This window comes from Poseidonibacter antarcticus (genome assembly GCF_003667345.1).
Taxonomy (GTDB): domain Bacteria; phylum Campylobacterota; class Campylobacteria; order Campylobacterales; family Arcobacteraceae; genus Poseidonibacter; species Poseidonibacter antarcticus.
Window position 1 is genome coordinate 29,937 of record NZ_RCWF01000003.1, and the last position, 21,026, is coordinate 50,962.

The 21,026-nt window shown below is 27.4% G+C and carries 16 protein-coding genes; 9 read left to right on the forward strand and 7 right to left on the reverse strand.

The annotated features are described in order from the left end of the window. Positions 1–49: 49 nt before the first annotated feature. The 3 genes from D9T19_RS05120 to D9T19_RS05130 form a co-directional block, all read right to left on the reverse strand. Positions 50–2,596, reverse strand: a complete 2,547-nt coding sequence (locus tag D9T19_RS05120) for a [protein-PII] uridylyltransferase family protein (RefSeq protein WP_121627148.1) — start codon at positions 2,594–2,596, stop codon at positions 50–52. Beyond that, complete coding sequence (locus D9T19_RS05125; RefSeq protein ID WP_121627149.1) at positions 2,593–3,345, reverse strand: P-loop NTPase family protein; 753 nt, start codon at positions 3,343–3,345, stop codon at positions 2,593–2,595. Before D9T19_RS05125 ends, D9T19_RS05120 begins: the two co-directional genes overlap by 4 nt. A 288-nt stretch (positions 3,346–3,633) precedes the next feature. Further along, on the reverse strand, positions 3,634–4,497 hold the full coding sequence (locus D9T19_RS05130; protein WP_121627150.1) for a hypothetical protein: 864 nt from the start codon (positions 4,495–4,497) through the stop codon (positions 3,634–3,636). Positions 4,498–4,898: 401 nt separating this feature from the next. Between D9T19_RS05130 and D9T19_RS05135 the strand changes: the two genes are divergently transcribed. From D9T19_RS05135 to D9T19_RS05160, 6 genes are all read left to right on the forward strand, one after another. Beyond that, positions 4,899–5,999 carry an ABC transporter ATP-binding protein gene (locus D9T19_RS05135; protein WP_121627151.1) on the forward strand — a complete coding sequence of 367 codons (1,101 nt, stop codon included), beginning with the start codon at positions 4,899–4,901 and terminating at the stop codon, positions 5,997–5,999. Positions 6,000–6,092: 93 nt separating this feature from the next. Next, the gene (locus tag D9T19_RS05140; protein ID WP_121627152.1) at positions 6,093–7,121 is read left to right on the forward strand and encodes an ABC transporter substrate-binding protein; all 1,029 of its coding nucleotides are present in this window, start codon (positions 6,093–6,095) and stop codon (positions 7,119–7,121) included. A gap of 207 nt (positions 7,122–7,328) precedes the next feature. Then, entirely contained in the window at positions 7,329–8,369 is a 1,041-nt protein-coding gene (locus D9T19_RS05145; RefSeq protein WP_205588688.1) for an ABC transporter permease, read from the forward strand. A 4-nt stretch (positions 8,370–8,373) separates the two neighbouring features. Next, complete coding sequence (locus D9T19_RS05150; protein ID WP_121627154.1) at positions 8,374–9,213, forward strand: ABC transporter permease; 840 nt, start codon at positions 8,374–8,376, stop codon at positions 9,211–9,213. Positions 9,214–9,244: 31 nt separating this feature from the next. Further along, positions 9,245–10,546, forward strand: a complete 1,302-nt coding sequence (gene aptA / locus D9T19_RS05155; protein WP_121627155.1) for an omega-aminotransferase AptA — start codon at positions 9,245–9,247, stop codon at positions 10,544–10,546. A 38-nt stretch (positions 10,547–10,584) separates the two neighbouring features. Beyond that, positions 10,585–11,289 carry an SDR family NAD(P)-dependent oxidoreductase gene (locus D9T19_RS05160; protein ID WP_121627156.1) on the forward strand — a complete coding sequence of 235 codons (705 nt, stop codon included), beginning with the start codon at positions 10,585–10,587 and terminating at the stop codon, positions 11,287–11,289. Between the two features lie 37 nt (positions 11,290–11,326). Here the strand turns inward: D9T19_RS05160 and nirD are convergent, their stop codons facing one another. The 4 genes from nirD to D9T19_RS05180 all read right to left on the reverse strand — a co-directional run bounded on the left by nirD (position 11,327) and on the right by D9T19_RS05180 (position 15,969). Next, positions 11,327–11,635 (reverse strand): nitrite reductase small subunit NirD, encoded by a 309-nt coding sequence (gene nirD / locus D9T19_RS05165; protein ID WP_121627157.1) that lies wholly within the window; start codon positions 11,633–11,635, stop codon positions 11,327–11,329. After that, positions 11,635–14,103: a nitrite reductase large subunit NirB gene (gene nirB / locus D9T19_RS05170; RefSeq protein ID WP_121627158.1), complete on the reverse strand. Its 2,469-nt coding sequence runs from the start codon at positions 14,101–14,103 to the stop codon at positions 11,635–11,637. Before nirB ends, nirD begins: the two co-directional genes overlap by 1 nt. A gap of 168 nt (positions 14,104–14,271) precedes the next feature. Continuing rightward, complete coding sequence (locus D9T19_RS05175) at positions 14,272–14,931, reverse strand: response regulator transcription factor (protein WP_121627159.1); 660 nt, start codon at positions 14,929–14,931, stop codon at positions 14,272–14,274. 3 nt (positions 14,932–14,934) lie between these two features. Then, complete coding sequence (locus D9T19_RS05180) at positions 14,935–15,969, reverse strand: hybrid sensor histidine kinase/response regulator (protein ID WP_121627160.1); 1,035 nt, start codon at positions 15,967–15,969, stop codon at positions 14,935–14,937. A 76-nt stretch (positions 15,970–16,045) separates the two neighbouring features. Here D9T19_RS05180 and D9T19_RS05185 point away from each other — a divergent pair, with 76 nt between their 5' ends. The 3 genes from D9T19_RS05185 (at position 16,046) to urtA (ending at position 20,985) form a co-directional block, all read left to right on the forward strand. Then, on the forward strand, positions 16,046–18,289 hold the full coding sequence (locus D9T19_RS05185; protein ID WP_121627161.1) for a response regulator: 2,244 nt from the start codon (positions 16,046–16,048) through the stop codon (positions 18,287–18,289). A gap of 80 nt (positions 18,290–18,369) precedes the next feature. Next, positions 18,370–19,575, forward strand: coding sequence for a multidrug effflux MFS transporter (locus tag D9T19_RS05190; protein ID WP_121627162.1), 1,206 nt, complete (start codon positions 18,370–18,372; stop codon positions 19,573–19,575). Positions 19,576–19,707: 132 nt separating this feature from the next. After that, positions 19,708–20,985 carry an urea ABC transporter substrate-binding protein gene (gene urtA, locus D9T19_RS05195; protein WP_121627163.1) on the forward strand — a complete coding sequence of 426 codons (1,278 nt, stop codon included), beginning with the start codon at positions 19,708–19,710 and terminating at the stop codon, positions 20,983–20,985. Positions 20,986–21,026: the final 41 nt, after the last annotated feature.

Genomic DNA, 21,026 nt, shown 5'->3' on the forward strand with positions numbered 1-21,026 from the left:
TCCTACTATTTTAGAGCAAGTATAAGTAAACTCAAAGTAGATAAAAATTTTAACTTTTATCTACTTTATTCTCAATACATAATAAATCAATAATTTCATCTTGTTTAGTACAAAAATTACCATTCTTTTCAATCAAAAATAAATCTTTTGCATATCCTTTAATTGTATGAAGTTTTGCACTTTCAATTTCAATATTAAAATCATCAAAAATCTTTGCAATATAAGCAAATAAACCTTTTTGATCTTTAACAACTAGATTCATAGCTGCTAGATAAGCTGTATGATTACAGTTAACTTTTATATTTTCTTTTTTGATTATAGGAATTATTGATTTAGTAGTTTTTGTCATATCAAAAGAACTTTTTATAATTTCTTCAATAAAAGGTAAATCTTCATCATCTACTTTTTCAGTAAATGAAATATAAAATGCTTTCTTATTATCATAAAGTTTAAATATATTCATTGATGCAATATTTAAAAACTCTAATTTTCCTAAAAGATAACCAAGGTTTAAAGGTACATTTCTAATAATTCTAATTGTTAACTGAGTTGTATTCATTATTTTATAAATGTAATTATCTACATCTTTTGCTTTAATTGCAATATCTAAAATATCTTCAGCTTTTAATTTTAAGAATATCTGATTTGAAGAAATGTACATTATTTTCTTTTTAACTAAATTTGGAAGTTCTTTATATCTTTTTAAATTCTTAATAGTATTTTGTTTTGCAACTCTTCTTGCACTTTCATTTAATAAATCTTGATTCTCAAAAGCAGGGAGTGACTGTGCATATAACTGTTTTAAAAGAGAAGCCATTGAACTATTATAAATATTTTTTCCTACAGCTGAAATATCACAGTATGTAACTACATATAACATTCTTAATGCAATCTCTGATTTTACTAATCCTGTGAAGTTAAGAATAGTTTTCTCTGAATATATATCTTCATGTGTAGCAACATAGGACATCATATTATGATATCTTACAAGTGTAGATCCAACTCTTATATGTTCTTCATCAAAACCAAATGATATACCCATAGTCTTAAATAACTTTTCACCAACAATATGATGATCTGTAGGTCTTCCTTTTCCAATATCATGAAATAATGCTACAAGTTTTGTAATAGTTTGTTGTTGTTTAGTTAAAGAATTGAAAAGCTTTTGAATATAAGGATCTTTAATATTTTCTGCAAACTTTAATGTTTTAATTGAGTGAACATCAACAGGATGTTGATGATATCCATCAAATTGTGGCTGATCAATAATTTTTTTTGTACTAGGAAGAATCGCTTGAAATAAGCCAGAATTATAAATTAATTTAATTACTGGATATAAAGATTTTTTAAATAACATTGCTTTAATATTTTTCTTTAATTCCTTAGATTGTGTACTTGGAAGTTTTGTTTTACTTGCATAATAAATATAAGATCTATCAAATCTCTGTACTGTTGAAGGTAATTCAATTAATTCTTTTAATAAATTATTTAAACTTTTAGGTTTTGCATTAAAAGATGTATATAAAGTATTATCTACAATATAAAGATTCTTTTTATATCTATGAGCTTTTAATTTAGGAATATTATCAGTGTTATAGATTATTTTTCTTGTGAATTTTTTGACCATAGTTACTGTGAAACTATGAATTATATGTAAACATCTTAAAAGTTTTGCCATACATTGTCTATCTTTTGTATGACGAGGTGTATTTTGAAATCCTAGTTTTGTACTTAAATCAGGAAGGATATCAAAGGTTACAAGATCTTGTTTTTTTCTTGCAATATTATGCAATGCATTTCTAACTTGAAAAATATATTCTAAAGATTGTCTATACCTTTTATATTCTTCTTCAGTAAATTCACTACCAATTAAAGTTTTTGTATCAGAAGTTCCATATAGAATATTTGCTATCCAATATAGCATATTTGATTCTCTAATACCACCATAACCATCTTTTATATTTGGTTCCATATTTAGTGGGTATTTTAATAATCGTTGTTTATGTTCTTCAAGTTTTTCTAAAATAAACTCTTTTTGGTTTGTTTTTCTAATAAGATGCAGTACATTTTCATATCCATACCAAAGATATTTAGAACCAAAAATCATTCTTGATTCTAAAATAGAACTCTTAATAGTTATATCCTCTTCAACACTTAATGCAACTTCTTTTAATTCATGAACTCTTGAACCTAGTTTTAAACCACAATCCCATGCTAGAGTAATAAACTCTTCCATAATTTCTTTTAAATTATAACCCTTGATTTCTTCATATAAAATCATAATATCAATATCTGAATATATACAAAGTTGTTGTCTACCATAAGAACCAAGTGCTATTAAACTAATAGGGATTGACGAACTCATTGGTTGATAAGAACCAAAATTTTTTCGTAGGATATATTTGTAAAGTAAGATTAAGAATTTGTCAGTGTGTTTTGTATGTTTTACAAAAAAATCTTTTCCACCAGTAGTTTCTAATGTTGTGTCAATTGATGCTACATAATTTTTAAAATAGTTCTTAAAAACTTTTGATATTTCAAAATCACTTGCTTTTTGTGATATTAAGTCTTCTATTTGTATATTTAATTCAATCATAATAATTCTTTATGTGTTTCTAATTTCTTTCTTAATGTTATCCTATTTAAGCCTAAATGTTTTGCAACTTGTACTTGAGATTTATATTTTTTTGTAGATGCTTTTATCAAAGGAACTTCAAATAAGTAAAGAAGATTTTTATATGCATTTTCTTCTCCTAAATTTTCTCCTAAGTATTTTTCTAAAAACATTAATATTTCTTCTTCTCCAATAGTTTCAAAAAGATAAGAAAAGTATATCGATTTTCTAAGTGAATGACTATTATTTGTAATATTTGTAATTAGTTTTGATGTTGAAATCATATCCATATCTAAAGTTTTAGAAGCTTCAATTGAAAATTTATGAATTAATGCTTTTGTATCTAATTCCCTTTTATATAAAGAAGGCATCTCAAGGTTTATAGAAAATATATCTTTTAATTTCTGATTTAACATATTATTATCTGAAATGGCAATAATCCTAATATTATTAGTGCTTATCCAATTTAGAAAAAGATCTACATTTGTAATTTCATTAATTTTATCTATGATAATTGCATCATCTTGTAAAATAACTACTTCATCTTGAATATCTTGTTGTAATATTTTCGAATTATAAATCTTTGAATTAGGTAAAATGTACTGAGCGAGTGATTTTTTACCAACTCCAGGAGCCCCTAATATTAAGGCATGTACGTTAACCGCTTGTAATAATTTTGCTGAATTTAATATCTCTTTCGAGATTTCATCTTGTGCTATAAAGTCTTGCATATTTTTTAACCTTCTTTTATATAAATTAATTATACAGAAATTAATTATAATAAATTAATTATACAGTATATTTTTATGATATTTTTCTAAAACTGTTTATTAAATATGCATTTGATTATTATATAATGAATTTTTATTATCGCTTATTATTTATATTTAAATGAACTAAAAAAACTTTTTAATAACAAGTGTAGCATCTAGAATAAAACTTACAAAAGAGTTAAGTATTTAGGAGCTGAATTCATTGTTTCAATATATATTAAAACAATGAATCCTAAACTCCGAGTATTACTTATGTTTTTTGTTAGAAAAATGAATAAATGCAGTAAGTGATAATAATATTACTGAAATACCAGCAATTAAATAAAAGGCATTTATCATTTTGTCATAATCGTGAAGTGCTATTTTAAATACTACAATCAAGGCTTCAATAGATAATGCAATAATAATCGTACTTAAAAACTTTGTTAAAACTTTTGTTTCAACTTTTGAGTTTTTAGAATATGATTTGAAAAATACTTCTTGTTCTAATATTGTTTTTGCTAAGTCAAATATCGCAATACTCAAGGTTAATGCAATAATAGGTTTAAAAATCATTTCTAAAGTTAATGTAGTTTCAAGAAAGATATAATAAACAAATTCATACAAAGAGTAACCAATAGTCATAATTGATAATAACACCATTGAAAAACCAGCAGTAATATAAAAACCTTTTGTTACCTTATGAAAAGTTTGATTTAACTCAATAAGATTTAACTTTTCAAGTAAAATATCAAGTCTAAAATCTAAAAATATTATTTGGTCATTTTCTTTAATAGTTGCTGTAATACAAGTATTTCTAGTAGCAGAACTAATATAAGGTTTTGAAAAAGCTATATTACCTTCTTTAAATTCTAATTTTGATATTAAATGTGATCTATTTTTACCCTTTGCTTCAGGGTCTAGTTTATTTCTATAATAGTTTGATGCTGACTGAATTTTTGTATCTTTATTTGTAAAATAAATAAGTTCCAATGAAGGGAAAACATTAAAAACTTTTTCAAAATTATCTTGTTTATGTATAAATAAATTACCTAAGTTTTTAATACTTTCTTGTATAAAAAATTCAATTTCATCTTGATGTTCATTATAAGTTTCTATAAATTCTCTCATCTTAATCCTATATATTTTTTCTTATTATACAATTTATACTAATAATTTTGTATATTAAATGAATAAATAATATACAATGCTAAACCTTTTGTATATTATTTAATAAGTAAATATAGTACATTAATACAGATAAGCCATTAGTTCTGTAAGTGCAATTATAATAAATATTAAATGGGCAGTTATTTCATAAAGTATAGATCAAAGATTTTTTAAACTAGAAAAAAAATTAATTTTTTAAAACTACTATCTAAATATATACCAACAATTCAATAAATCTTTATAATAAATACATAATTCTAATAAACTTTTATTAAATTGACTAAAAAATATACAATAAATTATTATAATAAATAGATAATTCTAATAAACTTTTATTACAAATAATTTAAATAAGGTTTAAAATGGATTCTTCGTATGTTGTATTTGAAAATGTCAAAAAAAGTTATGATAATAAGAAACTTGTTGTAAAAGATTTTAATTTAAAAGTAAAAAAAGGTGAATTTCTAACAATGTTAGGACCATCAGGAAGTGGTAAAACAACTTGTTTAATGATGTTAGCAGGTTTTGAAAGTATAACGAGTGGAGAAATATCTTTAAATGGGGTTGCAATTAATGATATTGCTCCTCATAAAAGAAATATTGGAGTTGTTTTCCAAAACTATGCACTTTTCCCACATATGACAATTGCAGAAAATCTAGCATATCCTTTAAAAATTAGAAAAATGGATAAAGAACTAATAAAAGAAAAAGTAAATAAATCTTTGGCTTTAGTTGAATTACTAGATTTTGAAAAAAGATATCCAGGTCAATTATCAGGTGGACAAAAACAAAGAGTTGCTCTAGCTCGTGTTCTTATTTATGAACCAGAAATTATTTTGATGGATGAACCTTTAGGTGCTTTAGATAAGCAACTAAGAGAGCAAATGCAATATGAAATAAAAAAATTACATGAAGAATTAAAATTAACAATTATTTATATCACACATGACCAAACAGAAGCTCTTACAATGTCAGATAGAATTGTAATTTTTAATGATGGAATAGCACAACAAATAGATGCACCTATGAAACTATATGAAGAACCTGCAAATTCATTTGTAGCAAACTTTATGGGTGAAAATAATCAATTTAGAGGAAAAGTTATTGGAGATGACGAAGAAGAAGAGGGAATTATTAATATTGAAACTAAATTTGGAGTTATTAAAGCTTTAAATGTAAACAATTATAAAACAGGTGATAGTACATTAGTTTCAATTAGACCTGAAAAGATTCTTTTATCTCCTGATGAAAAATTAGGAATCAAAAACAATTTTAAAGCAACAATCAAAGATATTCTTTATATAGGTGACCATATTAGATTAGTAATCAATATTGGAGCTGAAAAAAAAGATTTTGTTATTAGACATACTGTATCAATGGATGCACACGCGTATAAAAAAGGTGATCAAATTGATATTGGATGGCATAGAAAAGATTGTAGAGCATTAGATGTTAGTAAATAATTTTAATAAAAAAGGAGACTCAAACTAATTTTACTTTTGTGGTAGGTGTGTATAAAATTTTACATAAAATAAAAAATTAATTAAGGAAATAACATGAAGAAAATAGTATTAGCAGCGTCATTAGTAGCATCATTAACAGTATCGAGTTTTGCCCAAGAGACTTTAACAGTAATTTCATTTGGTGGAGATTATGGAAAAGCACAGAAAAAACATATGATTGATCCTTTTGTTAAGCAATCAGGAGTAAAAGTTTTCTTTGATGATTACAAAGGTGGATCAGCAGAGTTAAAAGCACAAGTATCTACAGGTCAAGTTAAATGGGATGTAATTGATATGGAATATGTTGATTTAGAAAAAGCTTGTAATGAAAACTTATTAGAAAGAATTGATCCATCATTTTTACCAAAAGGTGACGATGGAGTTGATGCAAAAGATGACTTTTATCCAATGGCAATTAATGAATGTGCAATTGGTAATATTTTTTGGGCAACTGCATTTGCATACAATGAAAAATTCATAGGAGATGTTAAACCAACAACTATGAATGACTTATTTGATCTTAAGAAATTCCCAGGGAAAAGAGCATTAAAGAAAAGAGCTCAAATTAACTTAGAATGGGCATTAATAGCAGATGGAGTTGCAGCTAAAGATGTTTATGATGTTTTAGAAACAGATGAAGGTATTAAAAGAGCATTTGCAAAGCTTGACACTATTAAAGACTCAGTTATTTGGTTTGACTCATGGTCACAAGCACCTCAATTATTAAATGATGGTTCAGTAATTTTAGCACAAGCAGCAAATGGTAGATTAACACAGTTTACTGTTGTTTGGGATGGACAAGCATTTGATTTAGATGGTTGGGCAATTGTTAAAGGTACTAAAAATTTAGAATTAGCTAAAAAATTCATTGCATCATCTACTTCATCTGTTCCATTATCAGGAATGAAAGATGTAAATTATGGACCAACAAGAAAATCAGGAACTAAGTTATTAACAGCTGAAGAACAAAATAAATTACCAACAGCTCACTTAGAAGAAGGGTTCAAAGTTGATAGTGGTTTTTGGTCTGATTATGGTACTGAATTAAATGAAAAATTTAATGCTTGGTTATTAAAAAAATAAGGCAACTTATTTGGGAGTAAATGAATAATGAATGAAGATAATTCCTTTAAACAAAAAGATAGAAAAGAAAAATTAAAAGCGTTCGCCTTAGTATCGCCTTTATTATTGTTTGTCTTGGTTTTTTTTATTACGCCAATATGTATTATCCTTATAAAAGGGGTATATAATCCAAAAATAAAAACGTTACTTCCAAATACGGTTGTTTCTATGCAAACTTATAAATATCAAAATGTGTTTCCTAAAGATGAAACAATAAAAATCCTTTTGTCAGAACTTAAAGTTTTGGCAAAAGAAAGAAATAGTGGTGTTTTATCAGAAGAGTTAAATAGGATGGTACCTGGTTTTGGAAGTGTTATTAAAAAGACTTCAAGAAAAATTAAAAAGATTGATATTGAAAATATAGAATCTTATAAAGATTTTTTACTAAATATCAGTAAAAGATGGGAAAATCCAAAATATTGGATGACAATTAAAAGAGCTAATGATGGATTTACATTATCTTATGTTTTATCTGCACTAGATTTAGAATTTAATATTGAAGGGAAGATTGTTCAAAAAGATGAATCTTTAAGAATATACCTACCTATTTTATTAAAAACATTATATATGGCATTTTTAATTACTCTAATTACTATGATCTTGGCATATCCAACATCATACTACTTAGCAAGTCTTCCAAAAAGTAAAGCAAATCTATTAATGATTTTTGTTTTATTACCATTTTGGACATCAATTTTAGTAAGAATAGTTTCTTGGATAACTCTTTTACAACAAAAAGGTGTTGCAAATGATGTAATGATGTATTTTAATATTATAAATCAACCATTAGACATGATGTTTAATCAGTTTGCAACAATAATAACAATGACACATATTTTATTACCATTTATGGTTTTACCATTATATGGTTCTATGCGTTCTGTTGATCAAACATATATTAGAGCTTCATCATCACTTGGTGCTAATCCTTTTACTACATTTTTTAAGGTTTATTTTCCATTAACTGTCCCAGGATTAAGTGCTGGAGCAATTCTAGTATTTATTATTTCTGTTGGTTACTATATAACTCCTGCACTAGTTGGAGGAATTGATGGACAAATGATAAGTAATATGATTGAGTTTCATATGAGAACATCAAACAATTGGGAGTTAGCTTCTGCAATGGGTGGTATATTACTTATAATTACTATTACATTGTATTGGGTTTACGACAAATTAGTTGGTGTTAATAGTTTAAAATTAGGATAGAAAGATGATAGAAAAAATTGAAAAGCTGTTTTATAAAAATTTTTATAGATTAATTAGAACTTTCTCAATTGGAGTTTTTATATTCTTAATTCTTCCTATATTGATTTTAGTTCCTTTATCTTTTAATTCAGGTGCATTTTTTACATTTACACCTGAAATGCTAAGTTTTGATCCTGATGGATTCTCACTTAGATGGTATAAAGAATTTTTAAATAGTCCAAATTGGATGATGTCTGTTAAAAATTCATTTTTTATAGCAATTGTTAGTAGTTTTTTTGCAATTGTATTTGGTACGGTTGCAGCCATGGGATTAAATTCTGAAAAGATGCCTTTTAGAAGTTTAATAATGATTATTTTCATTTCGCCTATGATTGTACCTTTGATTATTTTAGCAGCTGGTATGTACTTCTTTTATTCTTATACAGGATTATTAAGTACATATACAGGGCTTATTATTGCACATGCAATTTTAGGTGTGCCTTTTGTTGTGATTAATGTATTAACATCATTAAATGCATATGATAAAAATTTGACTAAAGCTTCTTATAGTTTAGGAGCAAATCCAGTATCAACATTTTTTGATATTACATTTCCAATCATAAAACCAGGAATTATTTCAGGTGGATTATTTGCTTTTATTACTTCATTTGATGAAGTTGTAATTATAATATTTTTAGCAAGTCCAGAACAAAGAACTATTCCTAAGCAGATGTTCTCAGGACTAAGAGAACAAATTAGTCCAACGATTTTAGCGGCTTCTTCGTTACTGTTAATACTTTCGGTTATTCTTCTGGTCAGTATTCAATACTTACAAAGAAGAAACGAAAAACTTAGAGGTTATTGATATAAAATTTAAATTATAAGAGGAAAGAAAAATGATAAATAGAGAAGTATTGTGGAAACCATTCACGCCAAATAGAGAGTTTAATAAAAATCCAAAAATATTCGTTGAATCAGATGGGATGTATTATACTACAGATAAAGGTCAGAAAGTTCTTGATGCAGTATCAGGACTTTGGTGTTGTAACTTAGGGAATAATTACCCTACAGTTGTTGAAGCTATAAAAGAACAAGCAGGTAAAATGTATTATTCACCTGCTTTTCAAATTGGTAATGAATTAGAACTAGAATTAGCAAAACAATTAGTTTCAATTACACCTGAAGGTTTAAATCATGCTTTTTTTACAAATTCAGGTTCTGAATCAGTAGAAAGTGCTTTAAAAATGGCATTAGCTTATCAAAAAGCTATTGGGAATTCATCTAAAACGATGATAATTGGACGAGAACATTCTTATCATGGTGTAAACTTTGGTGGTATTTCTGTTGGTGGTTTAGTTAATAATAAAAGACAATATAACAATTTACTAAAAGTAGCTCATATTCCTACTATTTTAGATATTGAAAAAAATGCTTTCTCAAAAGGTATGCCAGAACATGGTCTTTATAAAGCTGAAGCATTATTAGACACTATTAATTTATATGGTGCAGAAAACATTGCAGCACTTATTATGGAACCAATGGCAGGTTCAGCTGGAGTTCATATCCCACCAAAAGGTTATTTAGAAAGAATATCTCAAATTTGTAAAGATAATGATATTTTACTAATTTTTGATGAAGTAATCACAGGTTTTGGAAGATTAGGAAAAGCATTTGCATCTATTAAATTTGGAATAACTCCTGATATTATGACAACTGCAAAAGGTCTTACAAATGGTTCTGTTCCAATGGGTGCGATAGTTGCAAGTGACAAAGTTTATGATGGGATTATAAATAATAGTAAAACACCAATTGAGTTTTTCCATGGATATACATATTCAGGTCATCCAATTGCAGCAGCAGCAGGAATTGCGACTATTAAAGCTTACAAAGAAGAAAAACTATTTGAAAGAGTTGCACTTTTAGCTGATTATTTTGAAGAAAAATTACATACAATTAAAGATGCAAAGAATGTAATTGATATTAGAAATATTGGTCTAGTTGGAGCAGTTCAATTAGCTCCAAAAGCAGGAAAAGCTGGAGTAAGAGGAAATGATGTTTTTGAAGAATGTTTCAAAAAAGGAGTTCTTGTAAGAGCAACTGGTGATACTATTGCTTTATCTCCTGCATATATTGTTACAAAAGAACAAATTGATGAAATTGTTAATACATTAAAAGATGTAATTAATAGTATAGATTAGAATTATTTACAAAAGATAATTAATAAAAAAGGATATAGATGTTAAAAAGAGTATTAGTAACAGGTGGAAATAAAGGTATAGGATTAGCATTAGTAACAAGGTTTTTAGAGGCTGATTATGACGTAGTTGTAGTTGGAAGGGATTTTTCACAATTCCCATATAAAGACAATAAAAAAGTAACTACTATTGTATATGACTTATCAAACGTAGAAGATTTACCTCTTCTTGCTGAACAAGTTGGTGAAATTGATACACTAATAAATAATGCAGGATATATGCAGCCTAAATATTCTTATGATAATTATCCTAAAGAAGCAAAAGAAAAGATTCTGAATGTTGATCTTCATACTCCAGTTGAATTAATGACTATATTTTCAAAAGATATGAAAAAAAGAGGATATGGAAGAATCGTAAATGCTGCTTCAATAGCTGGTCAAATTGGACATCCTGATATTTGGTATGGAATTGCAAAAGCTGGTTTAATTAATGCAACAAAAATCTTTGCTAAGTTATTAGGAAGTCAAGGTATTGTAGTAAACTGTATAGCTCCAAGTCCAGTTGAAACTGATATGCAAAAAGATAATAGTGAAGAAAGAAAAGAAGAATTTAAAAAAATGGTACCATCAGGGAGATTTGCAGATGCAAGTGAAGCTGCTGAAGTTATGTTTTGGTTAGCAACTGCTTGTCCTGAATATGTAAATGGAACTACTGTAGACTTTAACAATGGTTCATATGTAAGATAGGGATTCCCTATCTTATTAAATTAAAGTTTCTTTTATTTTAAAGATTAATATAAAAAATATCATCCTCAATTTTACTCTCATAAGTATTAGTACATCCATTATCATTACCTAAAGCTTTTCCACTTTTTAGGTCTATATCCCAGTTATGCATTGGACATGTTACCACATGGTCATGAACTAAACCTTCACTTAGTTTCCCTTGCTTGTGAGGGCATTGATTATTTATTGCGAAAATTGAACCATCTCTTGTTTTGAATACTGCAATTTCTAGTTCACCATATTGTATTACTCTTGAACCCATTTCTGGTATATTTTCAGTTTGAGTGATTTTAATCCATTTTGACATTATACTGTTTCCTTTGCTTCAAAGCTTTCTGAATTTTCTGGTGCTATTACGATTGGGCTAAACTCTTTTGCAAAACCATCTTTTCGTGATTGTTCCCATGGATCAATTTGTGCTGTTCTTTGTGACTCATCAAATCTTGCAGCATAAAAATCAATTCCTGATTTATCTTTTAATAATACATCTTTAACATATTCTAAACCAACTCTTTCAACCCAATGAGCAGTTCTCTCAAGATAATATGCATCTTCTCTATAAAATTGCATAATTGCTTTTATATGATGATATAACTCTTCATTTGTAGCAACTTTTGTAAAGAAGTCTGTTACTCTAACTTTGATTCCACCATTTCCAGCAATACTAATTTCCCATCCTGAATCAACAGCAATCACACCAATATCTTTTATAGTAGCTTCAGCACAGTTTCTTGGACATCCTGATACTGCAATCTTGAATTTATGTGGAGTCCATGAGCCCCAAGTCATTTTCTCAATATCTATACCTGTTTGCATTGCATCTTGTGTTCCAAATCTACACCACTGGTTACCTACACAAGTTTTTACAGTTCTTAAACCTTTTGCATACGCTTGACCTGATACAAAACCTGCATCATTTAAATCTTTCCACATTGGTGCTAATTGTTCTTTTTTAACACCTAACATATCAAGTCGCTGACCACCTGTAAACTTTACAGTTGGAACATCATATTTAACAGCAATATCTGCCATATCTTTTAGCTCTTTTGGACTTGTTAATCCACCCCAAATTCTAGGTACCACTGAATAGGTACCATCTTTTTGAATATTTGCAAATACCCTATCGTTTACTAGAGCTGATCTTTTATCATTTTTGTATTTATCATCATTGTATTTTACAAGTAAATAGTAATTTACAGCAGGACGACATTTCATACAACCATCTTGCGTCTTCCAATCAAGTTTTTTGAAAACATCATAAACATTATCAAACTCATTTGTATTTATACAGGCTTTTATATCTTTATGTCCAACATCACAACAATCACAAATTCCCTCTACTGTATTATTGTATTCATCACCTAAAGTATCAACTAAAATTTGTTCAACAATTCCAAGACAAGAACCACATGAAGCTCCTGCTTTTGTACAGCTTTTTACTTCACCCAAAGTTTTTAAGTCATTTTCTTTGATACCACATACAACAGCACCTTTTGTAATACCATTACATCCACATATCTCTTCATCATCGCTCATCGATTTTATATCATTTCCACCATGACCAGAATCACCTGCTAGTGCTGATTTACCAAATAGTATTTTTGTTCTTAAATCACTAATATCTGTATGCTCTTTTAATAGTTTTAAATACCAAGAAGCATCAACAGTATCTCCATATAAAACAATACCAATAATTTTATCTTGATAAATTACAAGCTTTTTATAAATACCTGCTTTTTCATCAAGTAAGATTAACTCTTCAGTCGTTTCATCACCTAAATAATCACCAGCAGAAAACAAATCAATACCAGAAATTTTAAGTCTAGTAGAAAGTGTAGAACCACTATAACCATCACTTTCTTTTCCTGCTAGTTTTTTAGCACAAAATTTAGCTTGTTCATAAAGTGGTGCTACTAAACCATAAGTATTTCCATTATGTTCAGCACATTCACCAATGGCAAAGATATTTTCATCTGATGTTTGAAGGTAATCGTTTACTACAATACCTTTTTTAGTTTCAAGTCCAGATTCAATTGCAAGAGATTTATTAGGAATAATTCCCGTAGCAAATACTACAATATTTGACTCAACTGTTTGCCCATCAGTAAAAGTTACACTTTCAACTTTTGTGTCACCTTCAATTTTTTCAATAGTTGTATTTAGTTTAAATTCAATTCCGTAAGATTCTAGATTTTTTTGAAGAAGTCTACCACCTGTAGAGTCAAGTTGTTGACTCATAATAGAGCCACTTCTATGAACTAAAATAGTTTTAATTCCATGCATTGCAATACCGTAAGCTGCTTCAAGTCCAAGAAGTCCACCACCAACAACTACTGCTGTTTTGTCTTTTGAGATTAGTTTTAAAATAGTATCACTATCAAGTTTTGTTCTAAAACCAATAACATTTTCAAGTTCACTACCAATTGTTTTAGGAATAAAAGAGTTAGAACCAGTTGCAATTAGTAATTTGTCGTATGAAAGTTCTTTTCCATTTTGTGATAATACTTTTTTAGCTTCTTTATCAATTTTAATTGCTTTATCACCTTTATGTAAAGTGATATTGTGTTCATCGTACCAAGTTTGATGATTGATAATTGTTTCTTCAAAAGTTTTTTCACCTGATAAAAGGTAAGAAAGCATTATTCGATTATAATTTACATGAGGTTCTTCCCCAAAGATTGTGATATCATACTTATCTTTTTGTATATCAAACAAGTCTTCAAGAACTCGTAAACCACTCATACCATTACCAATTACTATTAATTTCTCTTTCATAAATATTCCTTTTTATGCTTATGAAATTATTATGGCAGATAAGAATAATTTATTGTAATAAAAAATGTATATAAAATAGTCATTTACTTAATTTTAAATTAAATTAACCAGTTTAAAGAAAATATAACAAGTAAAATATGTCTTATAGCTTAATTTTACATTAAATATCTAATATTTAATTAATTTGTATCCTTCACCTCTAAAATTTACAATCATTCCACTTTTTAGCTTTTTCTTTAGTTTATGAATTAAACTTCTCATACTAACAGCTTCCATCTCTTTTGAATCCCAAACATATTCGTGAATCATTTCTATTGAAGTTATACTATTTATATTTTGAACAAGTAGGGACATTAGAAGTTTTTCTTTGATACTTAAATCTACTATTTTTTGTTTATGATATAAAGTTTGTTCTAATAAATCAAAGCTATAAGAGTTGTCCAATTGAACTAAAAATTTATCTGTATTATTTAATTTTTGTATATGGTACTGTATTCGTAAAAACAATTCTTCAAATTCAAAAGGTTTTTTTATGTAATCATTACATCCAAGAGCATAAGACTTTCTAATATTTTCCATATCAATTTGTGCACTTATTATTATTACAGGTGTATCCTTATTTGATTCTCGAATAATTTCTAAGATTTTATGACCATCAAAACCAATAACATTTAAATCAAGTACAAAAAGATCATATGAATTTTGCATAACCATTTCAACAGCTTTATATCCATCGAAACAATTATCAACAAAAAAACCTCTACTTTTTAATGAATTTGTAATTATTTTATTTAATGAAAAATCATCTTCTAGTAAAAAAACTTTCATATTTTACCCTATTGATATTTGAGAAAAATCATAAGAAAATTCTGTATATCTTTTATTTATATTTAAATCAATTTTTATTTTGTATTTTTCACATATTTCTTTTATGATATTTAGCCCCAATCCTAAACCTTTTTCATTATCATCTTGATGAAAGGCTTTAAATATATTATCACTTGATTTTATTTTATGTCCATAGTTTTGAATTTTTATTCTGTTTTTTTCTATAAATACATCAACTGTTGTATCTTTAAATGAATGTTTAATTGCATTTGATAATGTGTTATCAATTATTCTTTCAAGTTCATATTTATTCATATTTATATAAAAATTATCTTCTAAATGTAATTCTAAAAAAATATCTTTTATCGATGCTAACTCATGAAAAAATGAAACTCTTTTTGATAAATAACGTAGTATATCAATTTTCTCTACATCTAAAACTCTTTTTTCTTTTTTACTTAAATAATAGATATCTTCGTATATAGAAGATAGAGATTTTGAAGAAGCTCTTATTGCTTCAAATTCATCTTTGTCTCCGATCTTTGATTCTAAACTATTTATATTTAAAGTAATAATACCTAAAGGTGTGTTCATTTCATGTATTATTTTTTTTAAGAAAAAGTCTTGCTGCTTATATAAATCACTTATAGTTTTTTTATTTTGTGCTAGTTCTAGTTGTGTTTTTATTCTAGCTTTTATCTCTTTTTCTTCAAAAGGTTTTGTAATATAATCAACTCCGCCATGCTCAAAAGCTTCAACCTTACTATTTACATCATCTAATGCACTAATGAAGATAATTGGAATCTCTTTTATGTTATCGTGTCCTTTTAATATTTTACAAACCTCAAAACCATTAAGTTCAGGCATTTTAATATCTAATAAAATTAAATCAACAGGATTATTAATAGCAGAATCAATTGCAAAACTTGCATTTGTTGTTGCTTTTATTTCATAGTTTTCTTCTTTTAAAATAGTATTTAAATATTTTAAATTCTCAACTTTATCATCAATTATTAGTATTGTATATTTTTTAATCATATTTAAATCACCTAGGAGTTTTTGTCTTGGTTAAGATTATAGAAGAACTTACGTTAGATATATATAAGGAAATCTCTTGAATCTAAAGAAACTTTTTATGTTGCTGTTTATTTTAAATACAGTTTCTTTTATCTGTGTTGCTATTGTTATCAATAAATATCAAAAAGCTACAATCCAATTAGAAAATGCTTACCAAATGCAATATAATTCACTAGTTTTAGCACAAGAGCTAAGACAAAGTAGTGATGATTTAACAAGAATGGCAAGAACGTATGTAGTTACAAGAAAAGCTATGTTTAAAGAACAATTTCAAACTGTATTAGATATTAGAAATGGTGTAATTCCTAGACCTTCACGATACAAAGGGATATTTTGGGATTTTTATACATTAACTAATGAAAAACCAATACTTGATGGTGAAAAAGTATCTTTACGTGAACTTATGCAAAGAGCAAATTTCTCACAATATGAATTAGATTTACTTATAAACTCACAATATGAATCAGATTATCTTACAAATTTAGAGCGAAGAGCGATGAAAGCAGTAGAAGAAGGAAGATATAAATATGCTCGAGATTTAATGCATTCTGATGAATATCACGAAGCAAAAGTAAAAATAATGAAACCTTTGGATAAATTTTATAAAGCTTTTGAAAATAGAACAAAAATGAAAGTAGAACAATCACAATTTGAAGTAAAAGAGCTAGAATTTTATGTAAATGTTATAGTTTTATTTTCAATTATCTTTTTTCTGATGTCCTTTTTTATTATTTTAATTAGAATTGTATATCCAATTGATTTACTAAGAATTTCAATGCTTAAACTCTCTTCAAATAATATGGATGTTGACTTAGATAAAGATAAGTATCAAGATGAGGTAGGAGATATGATAGGTTCAGTTGCGATTTTTAAAGAAAATACACAAAGACTAATTTCAAGTGAAGAGCAACTAAAACTAGCAATTGCAGATGCAAGAAGTGCAAATAAAGCAAAATCAATATTTTTAGCAAGAATGAGCCATGAACTAAGAACACCATTAAATGCAATACTTGGTTTTTCAAATTTACTTTCAAAATCAAAAAATATAAATACAAATGAAAAAGATAATCTACAAACAATAAGAAAAAGTGCAAATTATCTACTAAACATAATAAATGAAATATTAGAACTATCAAAAATAGAAGCAGGGAAAATAGAAGTTGTATCAAAAACATTTAATCTATATGAAACTATAAAAGAAATTGAGGCTTTATTTTTATATAGATCAAAAGCAAAAGGACTAAAATTTCATATAGAGTATGATGCGAATTTGCCAAAATATATAACATTAGATGAGCAAAGATTAAGACAAATATTAATCAATTTATTGAGTAATTCTTTAAAATTTACAAGAAAAGGTGGAATAAAACTATATATCTATGAAAGTATGAACAAACTATTTTTTGAAGTAAGTGATACAGGAATAGGAATAGAAAAAGAAGATTTAAAAAAGATTTTTAAACCATTTGAGCAAATAAAAGAAGAAAGTTACAATAAGAATGGAACAGGCTTAGGATTAGCAATAACAAAAGAATTAATAAGTTTAATGGGTGGGAGTATATCTGTAAAAAGTCAAAGAGACAAAGGAAGTAAATTTTATTTTTCAGTTCTTTATAAAAATGCAACAAAAGATTTAATCAAAACTATAAAAGATAAAAACTTAATCGTAGGAATGAAAAATAAAGAGTTCACAAAAACCGCATTAGTAGTTGATGATATTGAAGAAAATAGAAAACTACTCGTTCAAATACTTAGTTTTTATGGTATTAAAACACTTGAAGCAAAAGATGGATTAGAAGTTTTAGACATCTATAAAAAAGAGAAAATAGATATTATTTTTATGGATATTTTAATGCCCAAATTAAATGGAATTGAAACGATAAAAGCAATAAGATTAGAAAATACTACTCTTCCTATTGTTGTAGTATCTGCCAATGTATTTACAGAAGATAAAAAGAACGCAATAGACAATGGAGCAAATGATTTTCTATCAAAACCAATAGAAGAGAGTGAATTGTTATTAATGCTTAAAAAATATATAGATGCAAGTTTACTTTATGATGAAGATATTCAAGAGAAAAAAGAAATAGATTATAAAACTATTAATAAACAAATCCTAGAAAAACTAATTGTAGCTTGTAATAATATGGACAATACCGCTATTTTAAACCTTCTAAAGAATAAACAAATATCAAAAGATTTATGTGAGGATATAAATAAAAGAGTAGATGAATTTAAATATCATGAGATTATTAAACTGTGTAAAAATGCTTTTAGATGATTTACAAAACTGTTGGAGAGAAGAAATAGTTTAGAATGATAAATATTCTAGAGACTTTAAAAAGAAATTGGAGGAATTAATTGAATAAAGTACAAAATGCATTAGGAAAGACAGGGACACTGATATTTTTAGTAGTAATGAGTGCATTTCCACCTTTAACAACTGATTTATATTTACCTGCGTTACCTCAAATGGTAAGTATATTTAACACTAGTGAATCAATGGTTAATTTGACATTGAGCATGTATTTTATTGTTTATGCAACAGGATTACTTTTTTGGGGTCCATTAAGTGATAAATTTGGTCGCAAACCAATTATGATGATTGGTATATTAATTTACATAATTTCTAGTTTATTATGTGCATTAGCTACTAATATAGAATTTTTGATTGTATCTCGACTTATTGAAGCATTTGGTGGAAGTGCAGCTACAGTTGTGGCAACTGCTATTGTTAAAGATCTTTATGATGGACGTGAACGTGAAAAGATTATGGCTACAATTATGTCCTTAGTAATTATTGCACCAATGGTTGCTCCTGTATTGGGTGCTTTTTTATTAAAAATCTCATCATGGTCAATGATATTTGTATTTCTTGCTATTTTTGGCATTATTTCAGCCATTTTAGCTTTTTATTATGAAGAAACATTAGAAAATCGGTATAAAGGTTCTGTATTTAAATCATGGGGACGTTTAATAGTAGTAGTTAAAAACCCAAACTTTGTTTCATTACTTTGTATATTTTCAATAACTCCTATGACAATAATGGCTTTTTTAGCATCAGGTTCGTATGTTTATATTGATGGTTTTGGATTGACAGAGCAAGAATTTGGTTATGCTTTTGCATTTAATGCCTTGTGTGCATCTTTTGGTCCTACTATTTATATGAAACTTTCACGCTTAGTTTCTATTAAAAGTATTATTACATGTTGTTTTTCTGTGATATTACTATGTGGTATTTGTACTTATACAGTTGGCAATTTATCTGCTTGGATATTTGCTTTTATTGCTGCTTTATCAACAATTGCAATGATAACTATGCGAGTGCCTGGAGTTAATTTAATGCTTGATCAACAAAATGAAGATACTGGTTCAGCTGTAGCTATAATCCAATTTTGTGCCATGATTTGTGGCTCTATTGGTATGATACTAGTTTCTTTAAGACCAGATTCTTTGATTCAAGATTTGGGAATTATTCAGTTTGCAGTAGGAGCAATAGGCGGAATATTATGGTTTATGGCAAAGAAACGTTCATATGTAGTTGATAAGTTAATCAAATATGATTAATTCCATTTATTAAATGTATATTTTTTATACAAAAGAACTCAATTGTTATTTCCAAAGCAACACTTAAACAACACTTCTTTCTTATACTTTCAAACATAGGTCAAGAGACTTAATTTTGAAAGGAAAATTAAAATGAAAAAATTCACGAAAGCATTAGCCGCTTCTGCATTACTTAGTCTGACAATATCAGCTGCAACTGCTGCTGAAACAATTAAAGTAGGGGTTCTTCACTCACTCTCAGGAACAATGGCAATTTCTGAAACTACATTAAAAGATACAGTTTTAATGTTAATTGAAGAGCAAAATAAAAAAGGTGGGGTTTTAGGAAAACAATTAGAACCTGTAGTTGTTGATCCTGCATCAAACTGGCCTTTATTTGCTGAAAAAATGAGAGGTTTACTAACTAAAGATAAAGTTGATGTAACATTTGGTTGTTGGACATCAGTTTCTAGAAAATCTGTTTTACCAGTTGTTGAAGAGTTAAATGGTTTATTATTTTATCCTGTTCAATATGAAGGTGAAGAATCTTCTAAAAATGTATTTTATACGGGTGCTGCGCCTAACCAACAAGCAATACCAGCTGTTGATTATTTAATGAATGATATGGGTGTTAAAAAATGGGTTCTAGCTGGGACTGATTATGTATATCCAAGAACTACAAATAAAATCTTAGAATCATATTTAAAAGCAAAAGGTGTACCAGCTTCTAATATTATGGTTAATTATACTCCATTTGGTCACTCAGATTGGCAATCAATTGTAAGTGATATTAAGAAATTTGGTTCTACTGGTCTTAAAACAGCGGTTGTTTCAACAATTAATGGTGATGCAAATGTTCCTTTCTATAAAGAATTAGGTAACCAAGGTATTTCATCTTCTGATATTCCTGTTGTTGCATTCTCTGTAGGTGAAGAAGAGTTATCAGGTCTTGATGCTAAACCTCTTGTTGGACATTTAGCTGCGTGGAATTATTTCCAAAGTGCAGAATCAAAAGAGAATGATGAGTTTATTAAAACTTGGAGAGAATACAAAAAAGACGATACAAAAGTTACAAATGACCCAATGGAAGCTACTTATATCGGATTTAATATGTGGGTAAAAGCTGTTGAAAAAGCTGGATCTACAAATGTTGATAAAGTTGCTGATGCAATGATTGGTATTACTGTTCCAAACTTAACAGGTGGTACTGCGAAAATGCTTAAAAATCACCATTTAACTAAACCTGTTTTAATTGGAGAAATTCAAGAAGATGGTCAATTTGAAACTGTATGGGAAACTGAAGGTGAAGTTGCAGGTGATGCATGGTCTGACTTCTTACCAGGATCTAAAGATTTAATCTCTGACTGGACAAAACCTCTTAATTGTGGGAACTACAACACTGTTACAAAAAAATGTATAGGTGCTAACTAAATTAAAATATGAGAGTTTAACTCTCATATTTTGACAGAAAG